The organism is Mesorhizobium sp. URHB0026, assembly GCF_054059755.1.
This window is the reverse complement of record NZ_JBSSCN010000001.1, coordinates 2423501-2442137: the sequence shown is the minus strand read 5'-3', so window position 1 is coordinate 2442137 and position 18637 is coordinate 2423501. Positions and strand designations below refer to the sequence as shown.

Sequence of the window (18637 nt, the reverse complement as noted above, 5' to 3'; positions counted from 1 at the left end):
TCTCCTGTGATTCAGGGGAAGATACGGCCGTGCTTTGATGCGAAAATTGCGTGATCACGTAGGCGAGAAGTTCTAGGCCTGCACGGCCGACCTAGCTAATGTAGCCGCGCCTTATCGCCTCGGCGACTGCCTGGACCCGGTTGACGGCACCGAGTTTGCTTTTGGCGTTAAGAAGATGTTTCTCCGACGTGTGCTCGGAGATGCCGAGGATTTGGGAAATCTCCCATTCGGACTTGCCGACGGCAGCCCATTGCAGGCATTCGCGTTCGCGCGGCGTCAGCTCGATGTGGTCGATCGTCGTGGTCGCCATGGTGTGGAGTTGCATGGCGCGGCCGACGGCATAGGTCGAGACCAGGGAGACCAGGCCGAACTCGGCCGCCGACAGTTCCACGGCCTCGCCCCCCAGCGACACCATGACGATTTCGCCGTCGAGCGTGATCAAGGGAAAGGCCAGCCCGTCGCGCAACTTGAAGGCGCCGGCGTCACCCATCACTTCGCCGCTGCTCTTGTCGATGCGGACGCCCTGGGCGGCTTCCCGCCACTGGAACGGCGCTTGCAGCTGTTTCATGTGACTGACGACGGGATCGTGATCGACATAGTTGCGCATCACGTAGCGCTCGAGCCATTCGACCGGCCAGTCGCAGAGCAGCACATGCTGCTTCTGCTGGCCCGTCGGTGTGCCCGGCTGCGGAACGGTTCCGGCCATCAGCGCGGTCAGGCCGAACTCCGATGTTACGCCCAACAGTTTCTCGCAGACCGCGGCCGCCGTTCCGGCGTGCTGCAGTTGGTCTATGTATTCCAGCGTTCGATCGAACTGACCCATCGCAACATCAACCCCATGTTGCCTCATGCATTAAGTCCATGGTCCGCGCCTTCCCGGCACTTCGCCACCGACCACGGATTGCAAAGCGCCCGCTTCCGGTTGTGGTTCTCGACCCTGGTATTCCCACCAGGGCAGCCACCGCTGTTTGCAAACCGGCCGAACCATATCCTGAAATCGAAGCGTTGAAATCAAAAAGCATTGTGCCCGTACCGTTTTCGTACCAAAACCGGCACGAGCACGGGTGCGGCGGAGTTCTATCGTGGCGTTCCAATGGAGGTCCCATGTCCTGGCAGCGGCGCTCATCGCCGCATTGTCATGGGTTTCCGGCGCGGGCGCGGCGGAGCCGCAGGTGCCGGTGTTGTGGGATGCCAAGGAGCGGCTTCCCAAGCCGGACCTTGCGGCGCAGCCGCGGCTGCGGTTCCTGACGACCACGGATTTTCCGCCCTTCAATTTTCTCGACGGCGCGGGGAAGCTGTCCGGTTTCCATATCGACCTGGCCCGCGCTATCTGCGTGGAACTCGGCATCGTCGACAAATGTCAGATCCAGGCCTTGCCCTGGGCGGAGCTTCAAGGCGCCCTTGAGAGGGGCGAAGGAGAAGCTGTTATCGCCGGCATTGCCCCAACGCCACAGTCGCGCCAGACATACGCCTTCTCGCGCGCTTACCTGCAGTTCCCGGCGCGCTTCATCACTCCGAAGAACAAGGCGCTGGCGGAACCGCTCTTCGACAAATTGCACGGCAAGCGCGTCGGCGTGATATCTGGCTCGGCCCATGAACGCATGCTGCGCGACTATTTCGGCACGGTCCAGGTCGTCCCCTTCGACAAGCCGGAAGACCTATTTGGCAACCTCAAGGCCGGCAAGATCGACGCGGCCTTCGGCGATGGCATGCGCTTCGCCTTCTGGCTCGGCGGCTCCGATGCCGCCGGCTGCTGCCGCTTTGCCGGCGGCCCCTACCTGGCGCCCGAATATCTGGGCACCGGCATGGCGATCGCAACGCGAGCGGACAATCCGGCGCTGGCCGCGGCCCTCGACTACGCTCTGCAAGAGATTTCAATGAAAGGCACCTTTGCCGAATTCTACCTGCGCTATTTCCCGGTCAGTTTCTTCTGATCCGGTCCGGTCAGCTTTTCTGATCCGACGGTAACCTCGTCAGGTCAGAGTTCGCAGCCTTGCCTTGGCCGCACGGCCGATGGCCGCCACGGTCAGCGTGTCGAGATCGAGCTTACGACGGATCAACTGCAGCACCCGCACTTCCTCCAGCCGCATCTCCAGATCGACGGCGGCCACTTCGAAAGCCGCGGCATAGGCAGTGTCGCGCAACCGGTCCGGCAGCGCCTCCGAGACCTGGGTCAGGACACCTTCGAGCCCACCCTTCTCATGCAGCATCTTCTGGCAGGCCTGCGCCACGGCAACCAGGCGGTCCTGCTTGAAATCCTCAAACACCGGCCACGAGCGGACAACCTCGCCGATCCTGGCCAGTTCGACATCGGTCATGTCCCGGTCGGAGGCCGAAGTGATGACCATCAGATAGATCAGGGCTTCGTGCGGGGTGGGCGAAAGCATTCTTTACTCCTTGAACGGGGCCCCGAACGTAGGAAGGGGAGCCTGAGGCGGCAAGGAAAAAGCGCCCGACGCGTTGACGCTCCGGCCACGCACGCCTAGAGACCGGTTGAAAATGCACTTTTGCGGCTATTGCCGGGATACAATCTGGAAAACTGTGACATGGCGGGATCAAACATCATCGATCTCAATCCCGAACTGCTGACGGCCGCGGCCGAGAGCAAGGCATGGCCGTTCGAGGAAGCCAAAAAGATCATCGAGCGCTACAAGGGCGCCGACTTCCCCGAAACGATCCTGTTCGAGACCGGCTATGGACCGTCGGGCCTGCCGCATATCGGCACGTTCGGCGAAGTGGCCCGCACCTCGATGGTGCGCCATGCGTTCCGCGTGCTGACGCAGGACAAGGTCGCAACCAAGCTGCTGTGCTTTTCCGACGACATGGACGGCATGCGCAAGATACCCGACAGCGTGCCGGATCGCGCAGCGCTCGAGCCATATCTGCACAAGCCACTGTCATCGGTGCCTAACCCCTTCGGCGGCGACTATGCGAGCTTCGCCGACCATAACAATGCGATGCTCTGCCGCTTCCTCGACACGTTCGGCTTCGATTACGAATTCGCCAGCGCGACGCAGTACTACAAGTCAGGCCGTTTCGACGCGATGCTGTTGCGCGCCGCCGAACGCTACGACCAGATCATGGCGGTCATGCTGCCGACGCTCGGACCTGAGCGGCAGGCGACCTACAGCCCCTTCCTGCCGATCTCGCCAAAGAGTGGGCGCGTGCTTTACGTTCCCATGAAGCAAGTCGACGCCAAGGCCGGCACCATCACCTTCGACGATGATGGCACCGAAACCACGCTGCCGGTCACCGGCGGCCGCGTGAAGCTGCAGTGGAAGCCGGATTTCGGCATGCGCTGGGCGGCACTCGGCGTCGATTTTGAGATGTTCGGCAAGGACCATCAGACCAATGCAGTGGTCTATGACCGCATCTGCAACATACTGGGCGGGCGGGCGCCGGAGCATTTCGTCTACGAACTGTTCCTCGATGAGAATGGCCAGAAGATCTCCAAGTCGAAAGGCAACGGCCTGACCATTGACGAATGGCTGACCTATGCGCCGACCGAGAGCCTGGGGCTCTACATGTACCAGCGCCCGAGGCAGGCCAAGAAACTCTATTTCGACGTCATCCCGCGGGCCGTGGACGAATATTACACCTTCCTCGCCGCCTATCCCCGCCAGGAGTGGAAGGAGCGGCTGGGTAATCCGGTCTGGCATATGCATGACGGCAACCCGCCCGCCGTCGACATGCCGGTGCCGTTCTCGTTGCTGCTCAACCTTGTCAGCGCCTCCAATGCGCAGAACAAGGATGTGCTGTGGGGTTTCATCTCGCGCCATGTCGCGGGCGTGACTCCGGCGACCCATCCCGAGCTCGACCGGCTGATGGGCTATGCGATCCGCTATTTCGACGATTTCGTGAGGCCGTCGAAAACCTTTCGCCCGGCCGACGAGGTCGAGCGCGAAGCGCTGGTGGGCCTGGAAAAGGCACTTGGCGACTTGCCGGCGGGCGCCAGCAGCGAAGCGATCCAGAACGCTTCGCTCAACGTGGCGCGCAAGATCGAACGCTACCAGGATCATTCCAAGCAAAGTCCGGAAGGTGGCCCGGGTGTTTCAGGCGCCTTCTTCCAGATGATCTACCAGGTGCTGATCGGCCAGGAGCGTGGCCCTCGCTTCGGTTCGTTTGCCGCGCTCTATGGCGTCGCGGAGACCCGCTCGCTCATTCAGAAGGCGCTGGCTGGTCAGCTGGCTTGAGGACGCCGCCGTCCTCCTCCAGGATCGAACCCGGCGCCTGGGGCGCCGGGGCGGGTGCGGCCGGCACCGCCGAGATGCCGGCAAGATTCGGCGCCGACCCGAAAATGCCTTTCTTGGCGCTTTGTGCCTTGTCACCGGCCTCGACATAGGGCCCGTCCTTGGCGGCACGCGCCCAGCCGTTCTCGACCAGCCATTGACCGACATCATGCTTGCCGATCCGGCACTCCGCCGCGACCCGGTCGCGTCCGCCTTCAGGCGGCACCGTGCAAACCACCGCACGGCCGCGCAGGAAGGCACGGAATGCCGTACGCGCGCGGATACCGCACGGCCAGGATTTGCCGTCGGTGGTGCAGGTCTCGTCCTGCCTGACGACGTCGATGCCGGAGATCGCGACCGAATAGCCCTTCGCCTCGATCAGGCCGGCGGCCGGAGCGACCGGCTGGAACAGCTTCGTGCCGTTCCAGTCGTCGGGCATTTTCGGCTTGGGCGGCACGGCGAGCGCCAGCTTGCTCAACGGCGCACGGGGCTCGACCCGCTCGAGGTCGCCGGTGGGCAGTTCCGGCGGCGCGACCACGTCCGGGTCGATCGCCCGCGAATGCACCGCCGGCTTTGGCGGTTGCGCGGGTGCACGAATTGCTGAGGTGGACGGTTCCTCGGGCGTCGCATCCCTATCTGCCTCAGCGGTAGTGTCGGCGCTGGGATCGATCTGATCCACCGCAACAGTGCTTTCGCTGCCTTTCAACGTGCGCCCGCCGGCAACGACCAGCGCCGCCATCGCCGGGACCGTCAAAACCGCCAGGACAAGATGAGGAAGTCGCACCCGTTGCACCTATTGGCTTGCCCAGACGATCCGCGCCACCCACTCGACCTCGCGCATGGGGATGTCGCGGTCCGGATGCTCCGGATTGAGCGAGACCAGCGCGATCGACTTGACTGTCTGGCGCTCGAGCACCTTGGCCATCACCTCGCCCGATGTGGTCTTGACGACCACGCGATCGCCTTTGCGGGTGGCCGCACCCGGCTCGACGATGAGGACGTCGCCGTTGCGGTAGAGCGGCAGCATGGAATCGCCCTGGACCTGCAGCGCATAGGAACTTTCGGTCGATTGCGCCGGCAATTCGACGAGATCCCAGCCCTGCCCCGCCGGAAAGCCGGCATCGTCGAAGAAGCCGCCGTCGCCGGCCTGGGCAAAGCCTAGCAACGGCACCGCGCGCCGGCTGGCGGGCGATGTGCCACGGCCTTCGATCAGCCCGGTGAATTCGTCCAGCGAAGCGCCCGTCGCCTCGATGATCTTGGCCAGCGATTCGGTCGAAGGCCAGCGCGGCCGGCCGTCGGACGAGAGGCGTTTCGATTTGTTGAAGGCGGTTGAATCAAGTCCCGCGCGCCTTGCCAGACCCGAAGCCGAAAGCGAATAGCGCTCGGCAAGAGCATCGATGGCAGCCCAGACTCGGTCGTGCGAGAGCATGACGTGCTCTCCTTCGAAACAGGAAAAAATGCCTCTTCCTGTCTAACGCGCAACCGCTGCGTTGTCCACCAGCGCGGCCGATGGATCACGAACAAAACTGTGTGCCGCAACGACGGCACAGTGTCATGGCCGAAGCCGCTATCCGGCTAATACCGCCATCGCCCTCGGGAGGCCTTTCTTGAGCTCGTCGACGTTCATCACGGGGATCAGCTCGACGGTGGCATTGAAAGCGAAGAAGAACCGCTCGGCGACATAGGGCATGTCCGAACTGTCCTTTACCTCCAGGAAAAGGTAGGCCGTCCGCCAACCACCCTCAGCGGTAAAATAGGTGGCCTCCGGCTTGAGATCGGACAAGGTTTGCTCGATGACCTTGCCCATGCTGCCGTCCTTGATCGCCTTATTGCCTTCCTCGGCCGCGATGGAAACTCTCAGCATCATACGCATGATGATTACTCCTCCGCCAACATCATGTTAGCGATACCTAATGTACCACCCGTGCTTGGTTTGGGAAAGTCGATCGGGTTGATCAGCCGGACGATTTGGCTAGGCCGCGCAGTCCCTGGTGCGACGTCATGAAAATGCGTTCCGCCTCGGTCGGTGGCCGCGGGTTCACCGCAAGGCCAAGTGCGGCGACAACCGCGTCAATGTCGAGGAAGCGGCGCGCCTTGCGGTCGTAGACACCGGCCGTGGTCAGGACCAGGGCGGCGGTCTCACCATTGTCGAGGACGAAGCGGTGCTTGCCGATGACCTGGGTGCCTTCCCAGGTCTCGATCGAGGACACCACTTCGAAGCGGCGCCACAGCCGGATCTCGCGGGCGTAGACGGCCTGCAGCCCGCCCATCATCGGCGCCCAGCCATTATTCCTCGCCAGCGTGATGAGGCCGGCGCGGACAAACAGGTCGACGCGGCCAAGGTCGGCCAGCATCATGTAGCGCGCATTGTTGAGATGGGCGTTGAAGTCGATGTCGGTCGGCAGGCAGCGAAAGGCCAGCCGACCTTCACCGCCCATCACGTAAGGGCCACGGCTTCGCGCCGTGGCCAGCATGCGCGTCATGCGCGCCCAGACATACATGACGCTCTGTCAGGCTGCCTGCTTCACATCGCCCTTGGCATAGGGATCGAAGCGTTCGTAGAAGGTCTCACCTTTCTCGGCCATGTCGAGGAGCAGCTTGGGCGCCTTGAACTCGGCGCCATACTTCTTCTGCAGCGCCTTGGCGATCTTGACGAATCGTTTGGCGCCGATGCCGTCGATATAGGACAGCGCGCCGCCGGTGTAGGGCGCGAACCCGAAGGCCAGGATCGAGCCGACATCGGCCTCGCGTGGATCGGTGACGATGCCCTCTTCCATCACGCGCGCCGCTTCGAGCGCGATGGTGACCAGCAGGCGCTGCTGCAGCTCCTCATAGTCGACCTTCTCGGCCGCGAGCTGCGGATAAAGGTCCTTGAGGCCGGGCCACAGCTTCTTCTTGGCCGGCTTGGCCGGGTAGTCGTAAAAAAACCCTTGCCGTTCTTGCGGCCGAAACGGCCATGATCGTCGACCATGGTGTTGATCAGCGCCATCTGCCTGGGGTCGACGGCCTTTTCGCCGAGATCCCTGATGGTCTGCTTCATGATCTTCTGGGCAAGGTCGATGGCCGTCTCATCGGTCAGCGCCAAGGGACCGACCGGCATGCCGGCGGCCTTGGCCGCATTCTCGATCATCGGCGCGGGCACGCCTTCGATCAGCATCTTGTAGGCTTCCGACATGTAGCGCAGCACGCAGCGATTGACGTAGAAGCCGCGCGTGTCGTTGACGACGATCGGGGTCTTCTTGATGGCCCGCACGAAGTCGATCGCGGTGGCAAGGGCCTTGTCGCCGGTTTTCTTGCCAAGGATGATCTCGACCAGCATCATCTTGTCGACCGGCGAGAAGAAGTGGATACCGATGAAATTCTTCGGCCGCGCCGAATTCCTGGCGAGGCCGGTGATCGGAATGGTCGAGGTGTTCGAGGCGAAGATCGCCGACGATTTCAACACGGCTTCCGCCTGTTCGGTAGCGGCCTTCTTGACGGCGGAATCCTCGAACACGGCTTCCACAACGAGATCACAGCCGGCGAGGTCGGCATAGTCTGCCGTCGGCGTGATCAGAGACAAGAGCTTGTCCTTGTCCTCGGGCTTGGCACGACCCTTCTTGACCTGATCCGAGATCAGGCCATCGGAATGCGCCTTGCCCTTTGCGGCCGCCTCCATGTCCCGGTCGAGCAGCACCACCGGAATGCCGGCCTTGGCGGTGACATAGGCGATGCCCGCGCCCATGAAGCCAGCGCCAAGGATGCCGATCTTCTTGAACTTGGTGTCCGGCACGCCGGCCGGGCGGCGTGCGCCCTTGTTCAGTTCCTGCAGCGACACGAACAGCGAGCGGATCATCGCCGCCGCTTCCTTGGTCTGCATGATCTCGGTGAAATAGCGCTGCTCGATCCTGAGCGCCGTGTCGAAGGGCACCAGAAGGCCCTCATAGACGCATTTCAGGATCGCCGCGGCGGCGGGGTAATTGCCATGGGTCTCGCGGCGCAGGATGGCGATGGCCGGCGGCCACAGATTGGCGCCCGCCGCCGAATAGATTGGGCCGCCGGGCAGCTTGAAACCTTTCTCGTCCCACAGCGCCACCGGCTTGAGGCCGTTCCTGATCATTGCCTTGCCGGTCTCGACCAGCTTGGCGGGTTCGGCGATCTCATGGATCAGGCCCATCGCCTTCGCCTTCTGCGGCGACAGGGTCTGGCCGGAGGTCAGCATTTGTAAAGCCTGCTGCTGGTCGGTCAGCCGCGGCACACGCTGGGTGCCACCGGCACCGGGGAAGATGCCGATCTTCACCTCGGGCAGTGCCATCCTGACCTTGTCGGAGTCGGCCGCGACGCGGCCATGGCAGGCGAGCGACATTTCGAAGGCGCCGCCCATGCAGGTGCCGTTGATCGCCGAGACCCATGGCTTGCCGCAGGTCTCCAGCTTGCGGAACAGGCCGGTCATGATGCCGGCGTTGTCGAACAGCGCCTTGGTCGCTTTTTCGACATCCTTGGCCTTGTCCGTGGCGAAGGTGGTCAGCATCTTCTGCAAGAGGGTGATGTCGGCGCCGCCGGAGAAGGTGTCCTTGCCGGAGGTGATCACCGCGCCCTTGATGGCGGCGTCGCCGGCCACCTTGTCGACGATGGCATTCAACTCGCGCATCACCTCTTCGGTGAAGACGTTCATCGAGCGGTCCGGGCTGTTCCAGGTGACCAACGCGATGCCATCGGCGTCGATGTCGAGAGTGAAATTGGTGTAGCTCATCGTTCTCTCCCCGTCAGACGCGTTCGATGATGGTTGCGGTACCCATGCCGGCACCGATGCACAGGGTGACCAGCGCGGTGGTCAAGTCACGACGCTCGAGTTCGTCCAGCACCGTGCCAAAGATCATCGCGCCGGTGGCGCCGAGTGGATGGCCCATGGCGATGGCACCGCCATTGACATTGATTTTGTCGTGCGGGATCTCGAAGGCCTGCATGTAGCGCAGCACCACCGAGGCGAAGGCCTCATTGAGCTCGAACAGGTCGATGTCCGACAGCTTCATCTTTGCGCGCTTCAACAGTTTTTCGGTGACGTCGACCGGGCCGGTCAGCATCAGCACCGGCTCGGAGCCGATGTTGGCGAAGGTGCGGATGCGCGCGCGCGGCTTGAGACCCATCGCCTTGCCGGCCTTCTTCGAGCCGAGCAGCACGGCCGCCGCGCCATCGACGATGCCGGACGAGTTGCCGGCGTGGTGGACGTGGTTGACCTCCTCGACCTCCGGATGCTTCTGCACCGCCACCGCGTCGAAGCCGCCCATTTCACCGGGCATGACGAAGGACGGGTTGAGCGAGGCGAGCGACTGCATGTCGGTCGACGGCCGCATATGCTCGTCATGGTCGAGAATGGTGAGACCGTTCTGGTCCTTGATCGGGATGACCGAGTTCTTGAAGCGGCCATCGGCCCAGGATCTCGCGGCGCGCTTCTGGCTCTCGACCGCGTAAGCGTCGACGTCATCGCGCGAGAAGCCGTATTTGGTGGCGATCAGGTCGGCCGAAATGCCTTGCGGCACGAACCAGCCGGGCAGGCCCACCGAGGGGTCCATGAACCAGGCGCCGCCGGACATGCCCATGCCGACGCGCGACATGGATTCGACGCCGCCGGCAATGACGATTTCATCGGCGCCTTGCGCGATCTTGGCGGCGCCGAAATTGATGGCGTCCAAGCCAGAGGCGCAGAAGCGCGAGATCTGCATGCCAGGTGCCTTGGTGTCGTAGCCGGCCTCGAAGGCTGCGGCGCGCGGTATGACGGAACCCGCCTCGCCGACCGGGTCGACGCAGCCGAAGATGATGTCGTCGACGTTTGCAGTGTCCAGCCCGTTGCGGTCGCGCAGGGCCTCGAGCGTCCTGGCGGCGAGCCGCACCGCCGGCACTTCGTGCAGCGATCCGTCCTTCTTGCCCTTGCCGCGCGGCGTACGCACGGCGTCATAGACATAAGCTTCGGTCATTTTCATGCTCCCTGGGTTCGCTGAAAAGCTGCTCAGAGCGAGCGTCCGATCAGCAATTTCATGATCTCGTTGGTGCCGCCATAGATGCGCTGGACGCGGGCGTCGCGGAACATGCGGGCGATCGGATATTCATTCATGTAGCCATAGCCGCCGTGCAATTGAAGGCATTCGTCGACGACTTTGCCCTGGAGGTCGGAGAGCCAGTACTTGGCCATCGAGGCGGTCACCGGATCGAGGCCGCCATTGATGTGGCGAGTGACGCAGTCATTGTAGAAGACGCGGCCGACGGTGGCCTCGGTCTTCAACTCGGCCAGTTTGAACTGTGTGTTCTGGAAATCGATGATCGCCTTGCCGAAAGCCTTGCGCTCCTTGACGTAGTCGATGGTCAGCGCCAGCGCCCGTTCGATCATGGCGATCGCCCCGGTGCCGATCTGCAGACGCTCCTGCGGCAATTGCTGCATCAACTGGACGAACCCCTGTCCCTCTTCATGGCCGAGCAGGTTGGAGGTCGGCACACGGACGTCGTTGAAGAACAACTCCGACGTGTCGTTGGCCTTCAGCCCGATCTTGTCGAGGTTTCGGCCGCGTTCGAACCCCTCGACCTCCTCGGTCTCGATGACCATCAGCGAGGTGCCCTTGGCGCCCTTCTCCGGATCGGTCTTGGTGACGACGATGATGAAGTTCGCCAGCTGGCCGTTGGTGATGAAGGTCTTGGAGCCGTTGATCTTGTACTGGTTGCCATCCTTCTCGGCACGGGTCTTGACACCCTGCAGGTCGGAACCGGCGCCGGGCTCGGTCATGGCAATGGCGCCTATCAGTTCGCCGGTGGCGAGCCTGGGCAACCATTTCTTCTTCTGCTCTTCCGAACCGTAATGGAGGATGTAGGGGGCGACGATCGAATTGTGCAGGCCGATGCCGAAACCGTCGACGCCGACATGACCGATCGCCTCGATGATGGCGCTCTCATGCGCGAAGGTGCCGCCGGAGCCGCCATATTCCTCCGGCATGGACGCGCAGAGCAGGCCGGCGGAACCAGCCTTGAGCCAGCTTTCGCGGTCGACCATCTCGTTCTTCTCGAACTCGTCGTAGCGCGGCGCTATCTCCTCCGACATGAAGCGGGTCGCCATGTCGTAGAGCATGCCGACCTCGTCGGCCGCCCAGGCTGGTTTCGGCAAAGAGAGCACTTCGGCGGGATTTGTCGCCACGATTTCCTCCGCGTATCGACAGACAGAAAGGCTAGCGAGACGGAGTTTAGAACGCTTCCGCCGGCAGGGCCATCAGCGCATCGGCACCACTCGAAATACGGGCGAGGTGCGCCGAGGTCTCCGGCATGATCCGCTCCATGAAGAAGCGCGCCGTCACCACCTTGTTATCGTAGAAAGATTGGGAGCCGTTGGCATCCGTCCTGCCCTGTGCCGCCTTGGCCATCCGCGCCCACATGTAGCCCAGCGCGACGAGGCCGAAGAGATGCATGTAGTCGGTCGAGGCCGCACCGGCATTATCGGGCCTGGCCATGCCATTCTGCAGCAGCCACATGGTCGCCGCCTGTAAATCGTTGAGGCCCTTCTTCAGACCCTTGGTGAAGGGCGCCATCTTTTCGTCCGCGCGGTTTTCCTCGCAGAATTCGCCGACCTCCTTGAAGAAGGCCTGGATGGCGCGGCCGCCGTTCAGACCGAGCTTGCGGCCGACGAGGTCGAGCGCCTGAATGCCGTTGGCGCCTTCATAGATCATGGCGATGCGGGCATCGCGCACGAACTGGCTCATGCCGTGCTCTTCGATATAGCCGTGACCGCCGAACACCTGCTGCGCCATGACGGCGTGGTCGAAGCCCTTGTCGGTCAGCACGCCCTTGACCACCGGCGTCATCAGGCCGGTGTAGTCGTCGGCCGCCTGGCGGTCCTTGTCGTCGGCGGAGCGGTGCGCGATATCGGACTTGATCGCCGTCCACAGCGCCAGCGCGCGGCCGGCCTCGTTGAACGCCTTCATGGTCATCAGCGAGCGGCGAATGTCGGGATGAACGATGATCGGGTCGGCCTTCTTGTCCGGCGCCTTCGGGCCTGACAGCGAGCGACCCTGCAACCGGTCCTTGGCATAGGCAGCGGCATTCTGGTAGGCGATCTCCGACAGCGAGAGGCCCTGAAGGCCGACGCCGAGGCGGGCCTCGTTCATCATCGTGAACATCGCCTTGAGGCCGCCATTGGCCTCCCCCAGCAGCGTGCCTTCGGCCTCGTCATAATTCATGACACAGGTCGAGTTGCCGTGGATGCCCATCTTCTCCTCGATCGAGCCGCAGGAGACGGTGTTTCTCGTCCCCGGATTGCCCGAAGCGTCGAGCTTCAGCTTGGGCACGATGAACAGCGAAATGCCCTTGACGCCCTCCGGCGCGCCTTCGATGCGGGCCAGCACCAGATGGACAATGTTGTCCGACATGTCGTGCTCACCGGCCGAGATGAAGATTTTCTGGCCTGAAATCCTGTAGGTGCCGTCGCCGTTCGGCACCGCCTTGGTGCGCAGCAGGCCAAGATCGGTGCCGCAATGCGGCTCGGTCAGGTTCATGGTGCCGGTCCAGCTGCCCTCGACCATCCTGGGCAGCCAGGTCGCCTTCTGCTCGTCGGTGCCGTGGGTGATGATGGCGGCGATCGCGCCCTGCGTCAGGCCCGGATACATCATCAGCGACATGTTGGCCGACACCATGTATTCAGCCACCGCCGTGTGCACGGCATAGGGCAGGCCCTGGCCGCCGAACTCGACGGGGGCCGCCAGGCCCATCCAGCCGCCTTCGCGATACTGGTCGAAGGCTTCCTTGAAGCCCCTGGGCGTGGTCACCGAGCCGTCGTCGTGGCGCACGCAGCCCTCCATGTCGCCGACACGGTTCAGCGGATGCATGACATTCTCGGCGAGCTTGGCCCCTTCGGCGAGAATTGCCTCGAGCACGTCAGGCGTCGCGTCGGCGAATCCGGGAAGGTTCGAATAGCGCTGATAACCGAGCACCTCGTTGAGCACGAACAGCGTGTCCTGGACCGGGGCCCTGTAGATCGGCATGCTTTTCCTCCACCATGCGGATTGACCCCGAAATCAAGCCGGGCGCGGCAAGCGGGCCAATGTCGAAGCCGCAATAGCAAATATTGACGTTTGCGTAAACGTCAATATTTCCGGCGCGGCGAGATTTCTGTCGCCACGAGCGTAGTGAGCTTGGCGCAACGGCAATGCGCAAGCCAGCGCGAAGCAGGCAGGCCAGACAGCGAAAGCCGCGCGGCATGGCCACGCGGCTTTATGGTGAAGGGTCCGACAGTATCGGAGGGCGGCTTAGCTCGCGACGCTCGCTTGCGGCGCCGAACGCTCGGCCAGCATCTGACGCACCGCCGACATCGAGCCGCCTAGCTCATTGATGGCGTCGTCGATCAGCGCCCGCTGCTTCTGCAGGCGAGCGAGCTGCTTTTCCGACTTGTCCAGCGCCAGCCGCAACTGCTTGGTGTTGGAACCGGTCGGATCATAGAGGTCCATCATCTGCTTGACGTCGCGCAACGAGAACCCAACCTTGCGGCCGAGCAGGATCAGCTTCAGCCTGGCCTTGTCGCGGCGCGTATAGAGACGGGTCGAACCGTCGCGCTGGGGATTGAGCAGGCCCTTGTCTTCATAGAAACGCAACGTGCGCAGCGTCACGCCGTACTTCTTGGCCATCTCGCCGATGCGGGAGAGATCCTCGCCGGCTTCAACGGTTGCATTATTGGTATTGGCCGCGGTCTCGCCGGCCGAGATAAGCTTCATGGTCACTGGCTTCCCCGTCTGGTGGCGTCGCGGTCCCGGACCATGCGTCGCCTGACTGGAAGCGGGGGCGTGCTTCCGGCCGTGGTTTCTACAAACAAATCGTAAACAGCGCAGTTGATGCGCCATTTACGTTTACGTCAATTCTATACCGGTAGCCGCCTCATGACGCAAGGGCGTTCTGAGAACGGTGCTTTATGCCGCACCGGAAGTCGCGTCAGCCAACTTCCTTGCAACTTCTTAAGCTTGGTTAACGCGTTGTTTACCACGTTGGGCGAAATGTGCGCGTGTCGGCTACCCGTGGTTATCCTGTATCGAATTTTCACGGTTTTTCGGAGCGCGGGGAAACCCGGGAAGCTTGTCTTCCACCGTGGCATGAAAGCGCGGTCGCCTCGTTCCGGCAGGGACTTGGGGAGCTGGCCGCAAGCCGGCCAATCTGAAAGACGGACGCACCGATGAACAGCAAGCGGTCCTACCTCGATACACTCAATGCCGGCAGGCAGCGCAAGCCGCAGACCACGCTCGAGCAGCTGAACCGCTCGCTGGAGACGCTGGAACAGCGCCTGGGGCAGACGCGCGAGGACGCGACGGCACGACCCGCTCCTCGCCAATATGGCGCCGAACCGCGTTACCCCGCCTCCGACCCGCGCTATCCCGCCACGCAGCCGACGGCCCAGCAGCGCTGGTACGAGGATCCGCAGCCGGCACCGCGTGCACACAACCCGACGCCCTCGCCTGCACCCTTCGACCAGAATTATCAGGCGATCGCGCGTGACATCGACCGCGTGCGCGGCCAGGAAGACAGCGTCGCCATGGTCGGCAAGATCGCCGGCGAACTGCGCGGCATGCGCGAGGAACTGCGTCACCAGGTGACTTCAGGGTTGCAGCGCGAATTCGACGCGCTGCGCAAGGACATCGACCGCGCCTTCCAGTCGAACGCCAAGTCCGGGACATCGGGCAAGGGCAGCGCCGAACTCGGCGTGGAATTCGAGCGGCTCTCCGGCGCCATCAAATCGCTGTCGGAGAAGAGCGACGACAGGAGCGTCAACCTGCTGCGACTGGAACTCGAACAGGTCAAGGCCGCGCTCGACACGCTGGCGCGCGAGGAGAGCGTGCAGAAGGTCGACCGCCGCTGGGACGAGTTCGACCGCCGCTGGACGGCCTTCGAGGACCGCGTCGACGCCGACCAGCGCAAACGCTCCGACGACCCCGCCCTTGCCGCCTTGACCGGCCGGCTGGAGCAGATCAGCAACGCCGTCAACAACCTGCCGGAATCGCTGTCCCTGCGTTCGCTGGAGGAGAAGGTCCGCACGCTGGCCGGGGCGGTCGACCATTTCGCCAGCCAGCAGGAAAATCGCGGCGGCGGCACGCTGGCCATGATCGACGAGCGGCTGGACGAGATTTCCCGCGCCATCGTCGCCTCCACAGTCGCCGCACAGGCGAATTCAGTCGACCACGAAGCCATCGAGCGCATCGAGAAGCGGATCGACTCGCTCGCCCAGCAGATCGAGGAAGTAGCGCAGGACCGTCCCGCAAATGTCGTGATCGACCGGCTGAACACGCTGTCGAGCCGGGTCGACGACCTCGCCGGCCGCGCCAACCTGCCCGAGCAGGCGATGGAACGGCTCGCCAAGCAGATCGCGCTGATCGCCGACAAGATTGATCAAGCGCCGGCCATGCCCGACGCCGACTACATCTTCCATGGGCTGGAGCAGCGCTTCGACGTGCTATCGGGCATGATGGAGCGGCGCCAGGGCGACGCCATCGAACAGGGCAACATGCTGTTTCGCGATCTCGAGCGCCGGCTGGACGAGGTTGCCGACCGGCTGGACCAGCGCAGCATGCCGCAGGTCGACAGCGCCGGCATCATGGACGCCATCGACGCTCGCTTCACCGCACTGGCCAAGCGCATGGAGACACGCGCTCCCGATCCCGCCGGCGAGGCGGCGATCCGGGGCCTGGAAAGCCGGCTCGAGGATATTTCAAGCCGGCTGGACGCTTCGGCGGCCCAGGTAGCCGGCATCGATCCGGCGCTGATCCGCAGCCTGGAGGCGCAGGTCGCCGGCCTGTCGGCGCATCTTTCCAAGCCCAGCACGCCGCTGCCGGACTTCGAGGACATCAGCCCGCGCCTCGACGAAATCGAAAAAGCGCTGGCCGGGACCCGCGATTCCATCCTGGGCGCGGCACGTGAGGCGGCCGAGAACGCGGTGCGCTCGCTGGCCGGGACGAGCACCAATACGGCCGCGGTATCCGGCCTCGCCCAGGATCTGAAGACCCTGGAGACGCTGACGCGGCGTTCCGACGAGCGCAATTCGCGGACCTTCGAGGCCATTCACGACACATTGCTCAAGATCGTCGACAGGCTGGGCTCGCTGGAAACCAGCGACCCGTCCGAAGCGGTAAGCGAACTCCTGGACGCGGCCTCGATCGAACCGAGCGGCTGGCGTGGCGTGCAGCGGCCCAAGATGGCCGTGAACGCACCATCCATGACCATGGACGAGCCGCTGCCGCTGACCGGCGACATGGCCGATCTGGACGCGCGTGCCGCGGCCATATTGCGCACCGAGCCCGGCGAGCCCGCACTGCACGTTGGAACGGGCTTGTCTCCCCGGCCGGGCACGCGTTCGCCGGCGGAAGCCGCCGCCGCCGCCGCGATGGCCGCACTTGGCTCCGACACCACCGCCGGAAATGACCAGCCCGCAGGCCGCAAGTCGATGTTCGGCGGACTGGCGCGGGCGTTCAAGGGCAAGAAGGCGGCGGATGTTCCGCCGCTGGCCGGCTCGGCGCCGAGCGCCGACATCCCGAGTGTCGATCTCGACGAGCCGCTCGACCCGAAAGTCGCCAACCGTCCGCTGGAGCCCGGCTCCGGCGCGCCTGACCTCAATGCCATCATGAAGCGCGTGCGTGACGAGCGCGGACAACCGGCAAAGCTCGGCGACAGCGACGCGGCGAAATCGGATTTCATCGCCGCCGCCCGGCGCGCTGCGCAGGCGGCCGCGGCCGAGGCCGACGCCTTGAAGCGCCAGTCGACTATGAAAGGCCCGGTCAAGGCGCTCAGGATAGGCGACCTGCTCAAGGCGCGGCGCAAGCCGATCCTGATGGCAGCGGCAGCGATCATGCTGGCGCTTGCCGGCCTGCAGCTCGGCAAGGCGTTCCTTTCGGATCCCGCCCAGGTGGCAAGCAACGACGCATCCCCGATCGTCGGCCCGCGGCCGGTTCAGACGGCATCTCTCGATACCGCCAGCCAGCCGAAGGTCGAAGTTCAGCCGACGGCGATGGACAGCGCGCCGGCCCGTCCGGCCAGGCAGGCCGAACAATCCGCGCCGGCAAGCGAGGACGATATGGCGGCGCGGACCGTCATGGCCATGCCGTCTGATACGAACGCGACGCCGGATACAGCGCCCACGGCCGAGCCCGCTTCGCCGGTCGGATCGAGCATGGCTTCCGGCCCGAGCGCAGCCGCTCCCGACGCGATGGCTTCGGCCGCACAGGCGGCGATTGCTCCGATGACCGCTGCCCCCGGCATGGCGGATCCGGCACCGGCCGCCGGCACTACGCAGGCGACGGATGCCGATCTCCAAGCGGCCCCTGCCGCGCCAGGGGCGACCGCGGCGACGACCAACGACATGACCGGCGCCGTTGCGCCCATGGACAAGCCGGCGGCGACAGCCGCGACCAAGTTCGACATTCCGTCCGATGCCGGCCCGGCCGCCTTGCGTGACGCCGCTGCCGGTGGCGACGCCAAGGCGCTGTTCGAGGTCGGCTCACGCTACGCCGAGTCGCGCGGCGTCAAGGAAGACATGCCGGCTGCCGCCAAATGGTATGAGAAATCGGCGGAACTCGGCTTCGCGCCGGCCGAATACCGCATCGGCAATTTTTACGAAAAGGGCATCGGCGTCGCGCGCGACATCAAGAAGTCGAAGACCTGGTACCAGCTCGCCGCCGCGCAGGGCAACGCCAGCGCCATGCACAATCTGGCGGTGCTGTTCGCCATGGCCGCCGACGGTGCAACCGACAATGAATCGGCCGCGCACTGGTTCCAGGCGGCCGCCGACCTCGGCGTCAAGGACAGCCAGTTCAATCTTGGCATCCTCGCCGCCAAGGGCGTCGGCATGAAGCAGAACCTGGAGGAATCCTACAAATGGTTCGCGCTCGTCGCCAAGACCGGCGACAAGGATGCCGCGGCCAAGCGCGACGAGATCGCCAACGCGCTGCGGCCCGAGCAGCTCGAGCGGGCGCGCGCCGCGACCGAACTGTGGAAGGCCAAGCCGCTCAACGCGGCGGCCAATTCGGTGGACATTCCTGAATCCTGGCAGGAAGGCACGCCGCAGACGACCGCCGGCATCGACATGGAGAAGGCGGTCAAGAACATCCAGCTCATCCTCAACAAGAACGGATATGACGCCGGCGGCGCCGACGGGGTGATGGGCGGGAAGACCAAGAACGCGATCATCGCTTTCCAGACCGACAACAAGCTGCCGGCGACGGGCACGGTCGACGAGAAGCTGGTCAAGGCATTGCTGGCGCGCAAATAACGGCAGAAGCGTCGTTTCCACGACGCCCTTGCCTTACATTTGCCTGTTAACTGATTGAGTTGTTTTTTGTTTCGGCGCGGTGGCGGGGTTTGATCCCGCTGCCGCGTCGGCGCAAGAGAAAATTGGCTTTTCGATGCGATAGTGCCCGCAGCGG

General features: G+C 64.0%; 13 protein-coding genes and 1 pseudogene. 3 read left to right on the top strand and 11 right to left on the bottom strand.

The annotated features are described in order from the left end of the window. Nucleotides 1–91 precede the first annotated feature (91 nt). Nucleotides 92–823, bottom strand: coding sequence for a helix-turn-helix transcriptional regulator (locus ACVWWD_RS12180; protein WP_352547215.1), 732 nt, complete (start codon nucleotides 821–823; stop codon nucleotides 92–94). 259 nt (nucleotides 824–1082) lie between these two features. Between ACVWWD_RS12180 and ACVWWD_RS12175 the strand changes: the two genes are divergently transcribed. Continuing rightward, nucleotides 1083–1934 carry a transporter substrate-binding domain-containing protein gene (locus ACVWWD_RS12175; protein ID WP_457103082.1) on the top strand — a complete coding sequence of 284 codons (852 nt, stop codon included), beginning with the start codon at nucleotides 1083–1085 and terminating at the stop codon, nucleotides 1932–1934. A gap of 39 nt (nucleotides 1935–1973) precedes the next feature. Here the strand turns inward: ACVWWD_RS12175 and ACVWWD_RS12170 are convergent, their stop codons facing one another. Further along, complete coding sequence (locus tag ACVWWD_RS12170; RefSeq protein ID WP_352547212.1) at nucleotides 1974–2387, bottom strand: tellurite resistance TerB family protein; 414 nt, start codon at nucleotides 2385–2387, stop codon at nucleotides 1974–1976. Between the two features lie 159 nt (nucleotides 2388–2546). Here ACVWWD_RS12170 and ACVWWD_RS12165 point away from each other — a divergent pair, with 159 nt between their 5' ends. Continuing rightward, a complete protein-coding gene (locus ACVWWD_RS12165; RefSeq protein WP_352547210.1) occupies nucleotides 2547–4193 on the top strand; it encodes a lysine--tRNA ligase in 1647 nt (548 codons plus the stop codon). Here the strand turns inward: ACVWWD_RS12165 and ACVWWD_RS12160 are convergent. The 9 genes and pseudogenes from ACVWWD_RS12160 to ACVWWD_RS12120 form a co-directional block, all read right to left on the bottom strand. Further along, the gene (locus ACVWWD_RS12160; protein WP_457103081.1) at nucleotides 4159–5013 is read right to left on the bottom strand and encodes a thermonuclease family protein; all 855 of its coding nucleotides are present in this window, start codon (nucleotides 5011–5013) and stop codon (nucleotides 4159–4161) included. The two genes, ACVWWD_RS12165 and ACVWWD_RS12160, sit on opposite strands and share 35 nt — an antisense overlap. A 9-nt stretch (nucleotides 5014–5022) precedes the next feature. Continuing rightward, nucleotides 5023–5658, bottom strand: coding sequence for a S24 family peptidase (locus ACVWWD_RS12155; protein WP_352549938.1), 636 nt, complete (start codon nucleotides 5656–5658; stop codon nucleotides 5023–5025). A gap of 138 nt (nucleotides 5659–5796) precedes the next feature. Further along, nucleotides 5797–6102: a hypothetical protein gene (locus ACVWWD_RS12150; RefSeq protein ID WP_457103080.1), complete on the bottom strand. Its 306-nt coding sequence runs from the start codon at nucleotides 6100–6102 to the stop codon at nucleotides 5797–5799. An 82-nt stretch (nucleotides 6103–6184) separates the two neighbouring features. Continuing rightward, nucleotides 6185–6730 carry a thioesterase family protein gene (locus tag ACVWWD_RS12145; RefSeq protein ID WP_352549936.1) on the bottom strand — a complete coding sequence of 182 codons (546 nt, stop codon included), beginning with the start codon at nucleotides 6728–6730 and terminating at the stop codon, nucleotides 6185–6187. 9 nt (nucleotides 6731–6739) lie between these two features. After that, nucleotides 6740–8961 (bottom strand): annotated as a pseudogene (locus tag ACVWWD_RS12140) (3-hydroxyacyl-CoA dehydrogenase NAD-binding domain-containing protein). A gap of 13 nt (nucleotides 8962–8974) precedes the next feature. Then, nucleotides 8975–10183: an acetyl-CoA C-acetyltransferase gene (locus ACVWWD_RS12135; RefSeq protein ID WP_352563209.1), complete on the bottom strand. Its 1209-nt coding sequence runs from the start codon at nucleotides 10181–10183 to the stop codon at nucleotides 8975–8977. A 32-nt stretch (nucleotides 10184–10215) separates the two neighbouring features. Continuing rightward, nucleotides 10216–11388, bottom strand: a complete 1173-nt coding sequence (locus tag ACVWWD_RS12130; RefSeq protein ID WP_031248071.1) for an acyl-CoA dehydrogenase family protein — start codon at nucleotides 11386–11388, stop codon at nucleotides 10216–10218. 46 nt (nucleotides 11389–11434) lie between these two features. Next, a complete protein-coding gene (locus tag ACVWWD_RS12125; protein WP_023773003.1) occupies nucleotides 11435–13225 on the bottom strand; it encodes an acyl-CoA dehydrogenase in 1791 nt (596 codons plus the stop codon). A 264-nt stretch (nucleotides 13226–13489) separates the two neighbouring features. After that, complete coding sequence (locus ACVWWD_RS12120; protein WP_015319311.1) at nucleotides 13490–13951, bottom strand: MerR family transcriptional regulator; 462 nt, start codon at nucleotides 13949–13951, stop codon at nucleotides 13490–13492. A gap of 452 nt (nucleotides 13952–14403) precedes the next feature. Here ACVWWD_RS12120 and ACVWWD_RS12115 point away from each other — a divergent pair, with 452 nt between their 5' ends. Continuing rightward, complete coding sequence (locus ACVWWD_RS12115) at nucleotides 14404–18483, top strand: peptidoglycan-binding protein (protein ID WP_457103079.1); 4080 nt, start codon at nucleotides 14404–14406, stop codon at nucleotides 18481–18483. Nucleotides 18484–18637 lie beyond the last annotated feature (154 nt).